Source organism: Streptomyces sp. NBC_00102 (assembly GCF_026343115.1).
In the GTDB taxonomy this organism is placed as follows: Bacteria; Actinomycetota; Actinomycetes; order Streptomycetales; family Streptomycetaceae; genus Streptomyces.
In genome coordinates this window covers 5,478,884-5,491,217 of the sequence record NZ_JAPEMC010000001.1, presented here as the reverse complement: position 1 = coordinate 5,491,217, position 12,334 = coordinate 5,478,884, and the positions used below count along the sequence as shown (strand labels likewise).

At 72.2% G+C, this 12,334-nt stretch carries 12 protein-coding genes; 3 read left to right on the top strand and 9 right to left on the bottom strand.

Annotated features, from left to right (window positions below):
- Positions 1 to 187 precede the first annotated feature (187 nt).
- Together nusA and rimP are read right to left on the bottom strand one after the other, a co-directional pair.
- Positions 188 to 1,228: a transcription termination factor NusA gene (gene nusA, locus OHA55_RS24540; protein WP_266709799.1), complete on the bottom strand. Its 1,041-nt coding sequence runs from the start codon at positions 1,226 to 1,228 to the stop codon at positions 188 to 190.
- Between the two features lie 2 nt (positions 1,229 to 1,230).
- Positions 1,231 to 1,737 carry a ribosome maturation factor RimP gene (gene rimP / locus OHA55_RS24535; protein ID WP_266709797.1) on the bottom strand — a complete coding sequence of 169 codons (507 nt, stop codon included), beginning with the start codon at positions 1,735 to 1,737 and terminating at the stop codon, positions 1,231 to 1,233.
- Positions 1,738 to 1,913: 176 nt separating this feature from the next.
- Here rimP and OHA55_RS24530 point away from each other — a divergent pair, with 176 nt between their 5' ends.
- Genes OHA55_RS24530 through OHA55_RS24520 form a run of 3 tightly spaced genes read left to right on the top strand, consistent with a single transcriptional unit; the run spans position 1,914 to position 3,942 of the window.
- Positions 1,914 to 2,504, top strand: a complete 591-nt coding sequence (locus tag OHA55_RS24530; protein ID WP_266709795.1) for a hypothetical protein — start codon at positions 1,914 to 1,916, stop codon at positions 2,502 to 2,504.
- Positions 2,501 to 2,983, top strand: coding sequence for a DUF4439 domain-containing protein (locus OHA55_RS24525; RefSeq protein WP_266709793.1), 483 nt, complete (start codon positions 2,501 to 2,503; stop codon positions 2,981 to 2,983). The genes OHA55_RS24530 and OHA55_RS24525 overlap by 4 nt, the downstream gene beginning before the upstream one ends.
- Positions 2,984 to 3,024: 41 nt before the next feature.
- A complete protein-coding gene (locus OHA55_RS24520) occupies positions 3,025 to 3,942 on the top strand; it encodes an aminoglycoside phosphotransferase family protein (RefSeq protein ID WP_266709791.1) in 918 nt (305 codons plus the stop codon).
- A 77-nt stretch (positions 3,943 to 4,019) separates the two neighbouring features.
- Here OHA55_RS24520 and OHA55_RS24515 read toward each other — a convergent pair whose 3' ends face one another.
- The 7 genes from OHA55_RS24515 to dxr form a co-directional block, all read right to left on the bottom strand.
- Complete coding sequence (locus OHA55_RS24515) at positions 4,020 to 5,723, bottom strand: proline--tRNA ligase (RefSeq protein ID WP_266709789.1); 1,704 nt, start codon at positions 5,721 to 5,723, stop codon at positions 4,020 to 4,022.
- A 102-nt stretch (positions 5,724 to 5,825) separates the two neighbouring features.
- A complete protein-coding gene (locus tag OHA55_RS24510; RefSeq protein WP_266709787.1) occupies positions 5,826 to 6,389 on the bottom strand; it encodes an N-acetyltransferase in 564 nt (187 codons plus the stop codon).
- Positions 6,390 to 6,454: 65 nt separating this feature from the next.
- Positions 6,455 to 7,234 carry a DUF1684 domain-containing protein gene (locus OHA55_RS24505; RefSeq protein ID WP_266709785.1) on the bottom strand — a complete coding sequence of 260 codons (780 nt, stop codon included), beginning with the start codon at positions 7,232 to 7,234 and terminating at the stop codon, positions 6,455 to 6,457.
- Between the two features lie 142 nt (positions 7,235 to 7,376).
- A complete protein-coding gene (locus OHA55_RS24500) occupies positions 7,377 to 8,219 on the bottom strand; it encodes a GNAT family N-acetyltransferase (RefSeq protein ID WP_266711115.1) in 843 nt (280 codons plus the stop codon).
- A 205-nt stretch (positions 8,220 to 8,424) separates the two neighbouring features.
- On the bottom strand, positions 8,425 to 9,582 hold the full coding sequence (ispG, locus tag OHA55_RS24495) for a flavodoxin-dependent (E)-4-hydroxy-3-methylbut-2-enyl-diphosphate synthase (protein WP_266709783.1): 1,158 nt from the start codon (positions 9,580 to 9,582) through the stop codon (positions 8,425 to 8,427).
- Between the two features lie 185 nt (positions 9,583 to 9,767).
- Entirely contained in the window at positions 9,768 to 11,078 is a 1,311-nt protein-coding gene (locus OHA55_RS24490) for an RIP metalloprotease (RefSeq protein WP_266709781.1), read from the bottom strand.
- Complete coding sequence (gene dxr / locus OHA55_RS24485) at positions 11,075 to 12,328, bottom strand: 1-deoxy-D-xylulose-5-phosphate reductoisomerase (RefSeq protein WP_266709779.1); 1,254 nt, start codon at positions 12,326 to 12,328, stop codon at positions 11,075 to 11,077. The genes OHA55_RS24490 and dxr overlap by 4 nt, the downstream gene beginning before the upstream one ends.
- Positions 12,329 to 12,334 lie beyond the last annotated feature (6 nt).

Below are 12,334 nucleotides of genomic sequence, written 5' to 3'. Positions count from 1 at the left end.
TGTGGTGATCTTCAGCGGATTCCCGCGTCGATCTATTCCTCGCGGCCCGTGGGGCCCGGTCCCACCGGGGTGCGCCCCTCGAACAGAGCGCACCACCCCGGTGGCTCGGCTGCCGGCCCCCGGAGGGAAGCCTCGGAGGGAAGCCCCGGAGGGGCATACGGTTCCCGGCGGCCGGTGAGTCCGGCGGTCAGCCGCGCTCGGAACGCTCCCGGGCCCGCTCGGCCCGCTCGCGGTCGGCGACGTCGCGCTCCTCGTCCGTCTCGGTGTCCGGGCGGATGTCGATGCGCCAGCCGGTGAGGCGGGCGGCCAGACGGGCGTTCTGCCCCTCCTTGCCGATCGCCAGGGAGAGCTGGTAGTCGGGCACGGTCACCCGGGCGGAGCGGGCGCCGAGGTCAACGACCTCGACCTTGCTCACCCGTGCGGGGGACAGCGCGTTGGCGACCATCTCGGCCGGGTCGTCGGACCAGTCCACGATGTCGATCTTCTCGCCGTGCAGCTCGGCCATGACGTTGCGGACACGGCCGCCCATCGGACCGATGCACGCGCCCTTGGGGTTGAGCCCCGAACGGGTGGAGCGGACCGCGATCTTGGTGCGGTGGCCGGCCTCGCGGGCGATGGCGCAGATCTCGACGGAACCGTCGGCGATCTCCGGGACCTCCAGCGCGAAGAGCTTCTTCACCAGGTTGGGGTGGGTCCGCGACAGTGTCACGGACGGGCCGCGGACACCCTTGGCCACCCGGACGACGTAGGTGCGCAGCCGCAGACCGTGGGTGTACTCCTCGCCCGGCACCTGCTCCTGCACCGGCAGGATGGCTTCGAGCTTGCCGATGTCGACGAGGACGTTGCGCGGGTCCTTGCCCTGCTGGACCACGCCGGTGACGACGTCACCCTCGTGGCCCGCGTACTCGCCGAAGGTCCGGTCGTCCTCGGCGTCGCGCAGCCGCTGCAGGATGACCTGCTTGGCGGTGGTCGCCGCGATCCGGCCGAAGCCGGACGGGGTGTCGTCGAACTCCTTGGCCTCCTGGCCTTCTTCCAGGTCGGCCGGGTCCTCCGTCGCCCAGACGGTGACGTGGCCGTTGCGGTCCAGCTCCACGCGCGCCCGGCGGAAGCTGCCGTCCGTGCGGTGGTACGCGATGAGGAGGGCCGACTCGATCGCCCCGACGAGCACGTCGAACGGGATTCCCTTGTCCTGCGCCAAGCCCTTCAGAAGCTTCACATCGATGTCCACGGCTACGCCTCCTCTTCCTTCTTGTCCTTGCGGTTGAATTCGATCTCCACGCGCGCCTTGGCGATCTCGGCGAAGGCGATCCGGCGTGAGGTGGGCTTGCGGCCCTTGACGCCCGGGATCTCGAGATCGAGGCCCTCGTCGTCGACGTCCAGAATGCGCGCGATGAGCTCGTCGGCGCCCGCCCCGGCGGTCAGCGTGAACTTGACCAGCCGGCCGGTGGCGCGGACGTAGTGGCGGTGCTCGGTCAACGGGCGGTCCGCGCCCGGCGAGCTCACTTCCAGGACGTACTCGTCCTCGCCCATCGCGTCCGTCTCGTCGAGCTTCTCGGAGAGGGAGCGGCTGAGCTCCGCGCAGGCGTCGAGTTCGACGCCGTCGTCCGAGTCGACGACGATCCGCAGCACACGGCGGCGGCCGGCCCGGGACACCTCGATCTCCTCGAGGTCGAGCTGCTGAGAAGCGACGAGCGGTTCGAGCAGCCCCCGCAGCCTCTCGCTCTGGTTGGTGCTCATCCGGGTGACTCCTCGGCCGCGTCTGCTGTTGTGGGGATCGTCGTGCGTCAGGACAAAGGGTATCCGGTCGCGGGGGGTGTTGCCGTCCTCAGGCCGCCCTCGCGCGGGTACGCTCGCGTGCGGTGATCACTTCAGGACAGATCCGGTCAGGACTTGTTCAAGCCCGAAGGAGAAAAGTGCGGCGCACGGGGACGACGCGCAGGGGGGCACTCACCGCCGCCGGAGCGCTCGCGGCGGGAACGGTGCTTGCGGGCTGCAGCGGCGAGGAACAGCGGGCGGCCGGGCACACCGGGACCGCCCGGCCCGCCCGGACGAGCCCGGAACAGAGGCTGCGGACGGCCTCCGTACGGACCAGCGCCGCTCTGCTGGCGCGGTACGACGAGGTCGCCGCCGCCCACCCCGCCACGGACGCCGGACTCGCCCCGTTGCGGGCAGCCGTACGGCAGCACACCGAGGCACTCGCCGAGGGCACCGCCACTCCGTCGCCGAGCCCGTCCGCCCCGGCCCCGACGAGCCCCGGGCCCGTGTCCTCAGCGAGCACCGCACCCACCACCGAGGCGGTCGTCGGCACCGCCACCGCGGCCGGTGACGCGCGGACCGCGCTGAAGGAGCTGGCCGCCGAGGCGCGGCGGGCCGGCGACGCGCACACCGCGTCGCTGCTGGAGGCGGAACCGGAGCTCTCCCGGCTGCTGGCCTCGGTCGCCGCCGCCTGCGGCGTGCACGCGTACCTGCTCACCGAACTGGCCAAGGAGACCCCGGCATCATGACGGCCCAGGCACTGAAGGCGGCCCAGGCCGCCCTGGCGGCCGAGCACGCGGCCGTGTACGGCTACGGCGTGGTCGGGGCGCGCACCTCCGGCAGCCGCCGCTCCGAGGCGACGGGCGCGTACCACGCGCACCGGGCCCGGCGCGACGCGCTGGCCCGCGCGGTGCGGGACCTGGGCGGTGTCCCGGTGGCGGCGGACGCCGCGTACGCTCTGCCGTTCGCGGTGGGTGACGGTGCGGCGGCGCTCCGGCTGGCGGCCGTCCTGGAGGACGGCGTCGCGGGCGCCTGCGCCGACCTCGTACGGGCCACGGAGGGCACGGCCCGGCGGGACGCCGCGCTCGCCCTGCGGGAGGCGGCCGTGCGCGCGGCCCGCTGGCGGGGCTCCGGCACCGCCTTCCCGGGGCTCGCGGAGCGGGCCGGCCGGGCGGGGACCGAATCCCCCTCTCCCCCGGAGGCCGCGGGCGCCGCCGGGACGCATTGAGACGGGTCGCTGGGCCGGCCTCGGAAAGGTACAGGTCAGGTATGGGTTTCGAACCGCCGCAGCGTCTGGTGCGAGCGCTGGACGAGCAGTACGGGAAGACCGTGGCCGACGCGTGGCTGGGCTCGCTCGGCGCGCTGGTGGAGGCGGAGCTGTCCGCCGGCGGCCGGGATCTCTCCGTCGACCGGGTGGCCGCCCCCGGCGGGCGTACCAGCGTGGTCCTGCTGGTACGCCGGGCGGACGGCAGCCCTGCCGCGCTGAAGATCGCCCCGCCCGGGGCGGCACCGGACGCCGAGCGGGCCGCGCTGGCCCACTGGAACGGCTGGGGCTCGGTGCGCCTGCTGGAGGCGCCCGGTGAGGCGCCCGGCGCGGGGATGCTGCTGGAGCGCCTCCATCCGGAGGTGTCGCTGCGTTCGCTGCCGGAGGCCAAGGCCCTGCTGGAGGCGGCGGGCACGGTGCGCAGGCTCTGGGTGGCGCCGCCCGAGGGGCATGCCTTCGAGACGGTCGCCGAGCGGACCGGACGCCGGACCGGTGCGATGCGTGAGTTCGCCGCCGCCGAACCGGAGCTGGCCCCCCTGGTGGAGGCGGCGCTGGCGGTCCGCGAGGAGTTGGTCGCGGCCCCCGCCGAGGAACTTCTGCTGCACGGCAACTTCCGGCAGAGCAAGGTGCTCTCGGGCGAGCGGGTGCCCTGGCTGACGGTCGGTCCCGAACCGCTGGTGGGCGAGCGCGCCTACGACCTGGCGCGGCTGGTGCGCGACCGGGTGGAGGACCTGATCGCCTCCACCGGCGGCCCGGCGACGGCCCGGCGCCGGGTGCGCAAGCTGGCGGACTCGCTGGAGGTCGGCCAGGAGCGGCTGCACGGCTGGACGCTGTTCCGGGCCGTGGAGTCGGGCACCCGGGCGCTCGCCGAGGGGCGTCTGCAGACCGGCGAGATGTCGCTGGAGTTCGCCGGCTGGCTCTGACGAACGGCACCGCCGGTACGCCACGGCCCCGCGCACTCCGGTGCGCGGGGCCGTGGCGTACCGGCGGTGCCGGAGGGTCAGACCAGGTCGGCGGCGATGCGGGCGATCGCCTCGTCGACGGTGAGCTCCTCGCGCTCGCCGGTGCGGCGGTCCTTGAGCTCGACGACGCCCTCGGCGGAGCGACGGCCGGCGACGAGGATGGTCGGCACGCCGATCAGTTCGGCGTCGGTGAACTTCACACCCGGGGAGACACCGGCGCGGTCATCGACCAGCACCCGGGCGCCCGCCGCCTTCAGCTTCTCGGAGACCTCCAGGGCCAGCTCGGTCTGGAGCGCCTTGCCGGCGGCGACGACGTGCACGTCGGCCGGGGCGATCTCGCGGGGCCAGCACAGGCCCTTGTCGTCGGCGGTCTGCTCGGCGAGGGCGGCCACCGCGCGGGAGACGCCGATGCCGTAGGAGCCCATCGTGACGCGGACCGGCTTGCCCTGCTGGCCGAGGACGTCGAGGGAGAAGATGTCGGCGTACTTGCGGCCGAGCTGGAAGATGTGGCCGATCTCGATGGCGCGGTCGACCTGGAGGCCGGCGCCGCACTTCGGGCAGGGGTCGCCCGCCTCGACGACGACCACGTCGAGGTAGTCGTCCACCTCGAAGTCGCGGCCGACGACGACGTTCTTCGCGTGCTTGCCGTCCTTGTTGGCGCCGGTGATCCAGGAGGTGCCGGCGGCGACGCGGGGGTCGGCGATGTAGCGGACCTTCTCCAGGCCCTGCGGTCCGACGTAGCCGCGTACCAGGTCGGGGCGGCCGACGAAGTCCTCGGCGGTGACGAGCTCGACCACGGCGGGGGCGAGGTGCTCGCCGAGCTTGCCGAGGTCGACCTCGCGGTCTCCGGGGACGCCCACGGCGACGATCTCGCCGTCGACCTTGACCAGGAGGTTCTTCAGGGTCGCGGAGGCCGGTACGCCGAGGTGTGCGGCGAGGGTCTCGATGGTCGGGGTGTCGGGGGTGTCCAGCTCCTCGACCGGGCCGTGGGCCGAGCCGTCCACGGCGGTGGCCTTGAAGGTCACGGCCTCGGTGTTGGCGGCGTAGTCGCAGTTCGGGCAGTCGACGAAGGTGTCCTCGCCGGCGGGCGCGGGGGCGAGGAACTCCTCGGAGGCGGAGCCGCCCATGGCGCCGGAGACGGCGGAGACGATGCGGTGGTCGAGGCCGAGCCGCTCGAAGATCCGGATGTACGCGGCGCGGTGGAGCTGGTACGCCTCGGCCAGGCCCTCGTCGGTGGTGTCGAAGGAGTACGAGTCCTTCATCTGGAACTCGCGGCCGCGCAGCACACCGGCGCGGGGCCGGGCCTCGTCGCGGTACTTGGTCTGGATCTGGTACAGGATGACCGGCAGGTCCTTGTAGGACGAGCACATGTCCTTGACGACCTGGGTGAAGATCTCCTCGTGGGTGGGGCCGAGGAGGTAGTCGGCGCCCTTGCGGTCCTTGAGGCGGAAGAGCAGGTCGCCGTACTCGTCGTACCGGCCGCTCGCCTCGTACGCCTCCTTGGGCAGCAGCGCGGGGAGCAGCACCTCCTGGCCGCCGATGGCGTCCATCTCCTCGCGGACGACGCGGGTGATGTTCTCCAGGACCTTCTTGCCGAGCGGCAGCCAGGACCAGATACCGGCGGCGGTGCGGCGGACGTAACCGGCCCGGACGAGCAGCTTGTGGTTGAGCGTCTCGGCGTCCGCCGGGTCGTCGCGCAGTGTCTTGATCATCAATCGGGACATGCGCTGGACCTGGGCCATGATGAACTCCTGCTCGACTGTGTCTACCGGGGGAACGCCCCCGGACCCCCGAAGGTGATGGGGCCGAGATTAGCCGGGCGGCGGGTGCGGGCGGAAATCCGTTCAGATTCCGCGGCGCAGCGGGAGCGGGGCTCCCATGACGGCGTACGGCAGCGGGGCGCTGGGAAAGACGACCCGGCGGGCGAGGTCGCGGTAGCCGAGGGAGCGGTAGAGACCACGTGCGGGGCTGTCGGTGTCGATGGCCGACAGGATGGAGCGCGGCTCGGCGGCGGCGTCGGTCAGCCCGGTGATGAGGGCGCGGCCGATGCCGTGCTGCTGGAAGTCGGGGTGGACGTGGAGTTCGGTGATGACGAAGGAGTCGTCCAGCCACCCCTCGGTCCCGGCCGCGCGGAGGTAGGGCTCGACCACCCCCGACCACCAGTGGACGCGGTCGTTGGGCAGTCCGTAGACGAAGCCGAGCAGCCGTCCCGACGGGGAGGTGGCGCCCAGTGCGCGGGCGCCGGGGAGGGTGAGGTGGCGCAGCACGATCTGCCGGCGCACGGCGATCTCCCCTGCGTCGAGCCCGAAGGCGAGGGCCTGTACCTGGAGCGCCTCGTCCACGCGGGACGCGAGGTCGATCGGCCCGATCAGGGGTGGTTCGCTGAGGTCTCCGGGAAAGAGCGGCATGGCACGGGAGACTACTCCGGCCGCTGGGGAGGGCCCCGGGGGCCGGTCCCGTCGCCGGCCGCGCTTCAGTGCTCCGTGGCGCCCGGCCCCTTGGAGACGGGGAGCTTCTCCCCCGCTTCCACGGGCAGGTGGAGGCGGTTCTGCCGGGGCGGCATGGGGCAGTTGTACTGGTCGGAGAAGCCGCAGGGCGGTACGAAGGCGCGGTTGAAATCGAGGGTGACCCGGTCGCTTCCGGCCCCGTGCGTGACCGCCCCGTGCTGGACGAAAAGGAAGCGTCCGGCACCGTAGGTGGAGTCGCCGTTGGTGGGATCGCCGAAGACCAGCAGCAGGGTGCCGTCGTCGTCGAAGGCGCTCAGGGTGTACGCGGTGCCGTCCATGGTCAGCGTGATGTCGCCCGGCACGACCAGGTCGCGGGTGCCCCCGTTGTCACGGATGTGCTCGAAGGCGACCTTGCGGGCTCCTTCGACGGGTGTGTAGGCGGCGTCGAGCACCCAGGCCGGGTCGTACGGGAAGGTGTCGATCCGCTCGAAGGAGTGGATCGCGGGTGCCTCGGCGTCCCAGAAGCGCAGGAAGTGTTCGGGTGCCCCGCTGACCGGTTCGGTCCGCTCCACGACCGTCACCGTGACGCTGTCGGGCAGGCCCGCGGCGGCCGCGACGGGGTCGGGGACCTCGCCACGCGCCACCGGGCGGGTCTCCACCAGGGCGAGGTTGCCGGTGGGCGCGGTGACGGAGGCGCGGCGCTCCTGGCGCCAGGCCTCCCAGGCCGCACGGGCGTCCGCCCCCGCCGGGGCTGCGGTGGTGGGCGGGGAGGCGTGGTCGTAGGCGGGCGGCGGGGTGTCGGTCATGGGCGGCGCTCTTTACGTCGGAGGGCGGCGGCGTCCCGGGCGTACCGGTCCACGGCCCGCGGCGGCCCCCCTGCCGACTATAAGTCGACTTGGCGACCCGCACCGCGCGGCCGGACGCCGCCCCGGCCACCCGCGCCGCGCCTCAGAACAGGACGCTCATGAAGGCCCCGGTCTCCCGGAAGCCGACCCTGGTGTACGCCCGGCGGGCGGCGGTGTTGAAGTCGTTCACGTACAGGCTGACCAGCGGGGCCACGTCGGCGAGCGCGTGGTTGAGCACCGCGGACATCCCCGTCTCGGAGAGCCGCAGGCCCCGGAACTCCGGGGCGACCCAGACCCCCTGGATCTGGCAGGCCCGGTCGGTCGCGGCGCCGATCTCGGCCTTGAAGACGACCTTGCCGTCGTCGATGCGGGCGAACGAGCGGCCCGCGCCGATGAGTTCGGCCACCCGCGCCTGGTAGAGCAGTCCGCCGTCGCCCGCGAGCGGGGAGACGCCGACCTCCTCGGTGAACATCGCCACGCAGGCGGGCAGGATCACGTCCATCTCGTCCTTGCGGATGCGGCGGACGTACGGATCGGGTTCCACGGTGGTGGAGGGCCGGTCGGTGACCATCAGCGGCTGGTTGGCGCGGACCTCGCGGGCGGGGCCCCAGCCGGGTTCGAGCAGGCGCCACAGCAGTGCGGTGGACTCGACCGGGCCGACGATGGAGGAGCAGCGGCGCCCGGCCCGGCGGGCGCGGTCCGCGAAGGCGCGTACGGCTTCGGGACCGGCGCAGATGGGGACGAGGTTGGCGCCGGAGTAGCAGAGCGAGCGGAGCATCCCGTCCGCGTACCAGCCCCACATCTCGCCGCCGAGGCGCCAGGGGTCGAGCCCGGCGATCTGGACACGCGAGGTCACGAAGGCATTGGCCACGGGATCGCTCTCCAGAATGGCCAGAGCGGCGCCGAGGTCACTGGGTTCGAGGACCCGGGTGGTGGTGTGCGTCAACACGAGGGGGCCTCACCATACGGTCTGCTGATTTCCGCACTGTACCCAACAAGGCTGTGGGGCGCCGCCCCCATCCGCAGGCCGGGCAGCGGACCGCACGGCACCCGTGCCGGGAACGACGCCGCGCCCCGTCCGGACGGTGTCGTCCTGGCGGGGCGCGGGAGGCCGTGGTGGCGGGCCGGATGTTCCCGGCCCGGCCATCGGGTCAGCTGCTGACGGCGACCTGGGGCTCGCCCGAGGCGACACCGTCCTTCTCCATCTGCTCGGCGATCTTCAGCGCCTCCTCGATGAGGGTCTCGACGATCTTCGACTCGGGGACGGTCTTGATGATCTCGCCCTTCACGAAGATCTGGCCCTTGCCGTTGCCGGAGGCGACACCGAGGTCGGCCTCGCGGGCCTCACCCGGGCCGTTGACGACGCAGCCCATGACGGCGACGCGCAGCGGCACCTCCATGCCTTCGAGGCCGGCGCTGACCTGGTCGGCGAGCTTGTACACGTCGACCTGGGCGCGACCGCAGGACGGGCAGGAGACGATCTCCAGGCGGCGCTGCTTGAGGTTGAGGGACTCCAGGATCTGGAGGCCGACCTTGACCTCCTCGGCCGGCGGGGCCGAGAGGGAGACGCGGATCGTGTCGCCGATGCCTTCGGAGAGGAGCGCGCCGAAGGCGACCGCGGACTTGATGGTGCCCTGGAACGCCGGACCGGCCTCGGTGACGCCGAGGTGCAGCGGGTAGTCGCAGGCGGCGGCGAGCTGGCGGTAGGCGTTGACCATGACGACCGGGTCGTTGTGCTTGACCGAGATCTTGATGTCCCGGAAGCCGTGCTCCTCGAAGAGGGACGCCTCCCACAGGGCGGACTCGACCAGCGCCTCGGGGGTGGCCTTGCCGTACTTCTTCAGCAGCCGGGCATCGAGGGAGCCGGCGTTCACGCCGATCCGGATCGGGGTGCCGGCCGCGCTCGCGGCGCGGGCGATCTCCTTGACCTTGTCGTCGAACTGCTTGATGTTGCCCGGGTTCACCCGGACGGCGGCGCAGCCGGCGTCGATGGCGGCGAAGACGTACTTGGGCTGGAAGTGGATGTCGGCGATGACCGGGATCTGCGACTTCCTGGCGATGGTCGCCAGGGCGTCGGCGTCGTCCTGGGTGGGACAGGCCACCCGCACGATCTGGCAGCCGGAGGCGGTCAGCTCGGCGATCTGCTGGAGCGTCGCGCCGATGTCCGAGGTGCGCGTCGTCGTCATCGACTGCACCGAGACGGGAGCGTCCCCGCCGACGGCCACCGACCCGACCTGGATCTGGCGGCTGACGCGTCGGTCGGCGAGCTTGGTCGGAACGGACGGCATTCCGAGAGAAATCGCAGTCATGCGCTGAGCATCCCCAAGGTGTGGATCGAGGCCCGGAAATCGGCGGGCTACAGCTTTCGAGGTTACGGCACCGGTGCTCAGGTGAACGCATCCCCCGGGTCAAAACACCCACGGTCACCGGTCGGCGGTGCGGCCGGGCGCCACGGGTGCGCCCGGCCGCCACTCGTGGTGCGGGTGGGGCGCGGTCAGGTGATCTTGACGGGGTTCACGATGTCGGCGACGAGCACCAGCAGGGTGAAGCAGATGAAGATTCCGGCCACCACGTAGGCGACGGGCATGAGCTTCGCCACGTCGAACGGGCCGGGGTCGGGCCGCTTGAAGACCTTGGCCAGGTTGCGGCGCAGCGCCTCCCACAGGGCGCCCGCGATGTGGCCGCCGTCCAGGGGGAGCAACGGCAGCATGTTGAAGAGGAAGAGCGAGAGGTTGAAGCCCGCCAGCAGGAACAGCATCATCGCGATCTGGTTCTGCGCGGGAACGTCGAGAGTCATGACCTCGCCACCGATCCGGGCGGCTCCGACCACACCCACCGGGGAGTCGTCGGCGCGCTCACCGCCGTCGAAGGCGGCGTTCCACAGTCCGGGGATCTTCGAGGGCAGGGAGATGATCGAGTCGACGCCGTTCTCGATCATGTCGCCCATCCGCACGACGGAGTCACCGAAGGAGAGGGGCACGATCTCGCTCCGGGCGGCGAAGCCGAGGTAGCCCGCCTCCTCCCACTTGCCCGGGACGGCCTCGCCCTGGTCGTCCTTCTTCACCACGACGTTCTTCGCCAGGACGGCGTGGAGCGTGACGTCCTGGCCGCCCCGCCGCACGGTGATGTCGGCGGGGCCGATGGTCTGCCGGATGAGGTCGGAGAGCTTGTCCCAGTCGTCGACCTTCTTGCCGTCGAAGGCGACGATCTTGTCGCCCTCGTGCAGTCCGGCGGCGAGGGCCGGGGAGACCGGGTCGCCGGGTGCGCACTTCTCGCGCTTCTCGCTCTGCTCGATGACGCACTTCTGGACCCCGGCCACCTCGGTGGTGTTGGTCTGGAAGCCGAAGGTCATGGCGACGCCGAGGAAGATCGCGACGGCCAGGACCAGGTTCATGAAGGGACCGGCGAACATCACGATCACGCGCTTCCACGGCTTGCGCGTGTAGAAGAGGCGGCTCTCGTCGCCGGGTTCGAGCTCCTCGAAGGCGGCGGATCTCGCGTCCTCGATCATGCTCCGCCAGGGCGAGGTGGACCGCGCCTCGATCCTGCCGTCCGGCCCGGGCGGGAACATGCCGATCATGCGGATGTACCCGCCGGCCGGGATGGCCTTGAAGCCGTACTCCGTGTCGCCCTTCTTGCGCGACCAGATGGTGGGGCCGAAACCGACCATGTACTGCGGGACCCGGATGCCGAAGAGCTTGGCCGTGGAGAGGTGGCCGAGCTCGTGCCAGGCGATCGAGAACAGCAGGCCCACCACGAAGACGGCGATCCCCAGGACCGTCAGCAGGATCGTGCTCAGACTCATGCGTGCGCCTCCGCAGTCGACTTCGCCGAGAGTTCACGGGCCCGGGCGCGTGCCCAGGTCTCCGCTTCCAGGACGTCCGCGACCGTCAGTGAAGTTCCCGGGGCGGGGGTGCCGTGCTCGGCGACCACCGCGGTGACGGTGTCCATGATGCCGTTGAAGGGGAGCGCGCCGGACAGGAACGCGTCGACGCACTCCTCGTTGGCGGCGTTGAATACCGCCGGCGCGGTCCCGCCGAGGGCGCCCACGTGCCGGGCGAGTCCGACGGAGGGGAAGGCCTCGGTGTCCAGCGGGAAGAACTCCCAGGCGGACGCCTTGGTCCAGTCGAAGGCCGGGGCGGCGTCCGGGACGCGCTGCGGCCAGCCGAGCCCCACGGCGATCGGTCCCCGCATGTCGGGCGGGGTGGCCTGGGCGAGGGTGGAGCCGTCGGTGAACTCGACCATGGAGTGCACGTACGACTGCGGGTGGACGACGACCTCGATGCGCTCGAAGGGGATGTCGTAGAGAAGGTGCGCCTCGATGACCTCCAGCCCCTTGTTGACGAGGGTCGCGGAGTTGATCGTGATGACCGGCCCCATGGCCCAGGTGGGGTGGGCGAGCGCCTGCTCCCGGGTGACGTGGGCCAGTTCGGCGCGCGTACGTCCCCGGAACGGGCCGCCGGACGCGGTGACGACGAGCTTCGCCACGTCGGCGCGGGTGCCGGCGGCGATCGCCTGGAAGAGCGCGGCGTGCTCGGAGTCGACCGGGATGATCTGGCCGGGCTTCGCCAGCGCCTTGACCAGGGGGCCGCCGACGATGAGCGATTCCTTGTTGGCCAGGGCCAGGGTGCGGCCCGCCTTCAGCGCGGCCAGCGTGGGCGCGAGGCCGATGGAGCCGGTGATGCCGTTGAGCACGGTGTGGCAAGGGCTCGCGGCCAGGGTGGCGGCGGCGTCGGGGCCGGCCAGGATCTCCGGGAGCGGCTCCCCCGTGCCGTACTCCGCGCGCAGCGCCTCGCGCAGGGCGGGTACGGCGTCCTCGGCGGCGACGGCGACCGTGTCCACCGCGAGCCTGCGTGCCTGGGCGGCGAGCAGGGCGACCCGCCCGCCCGCCGCCGAGAGCGCGGTGACCCGGAAGCGGTCGGGGTTGCGCAGCACCAGGTCGATGGCCTGGGTTCCGATGGACCCGGTGGAGCCGAGGATCACGAGGTCCCGGCGGCCTTCCGTCGCGTCGTGGACGAGATGCGGATCGGCGAGGGGGGCAGGGCTGTCGGTCATGCCCCC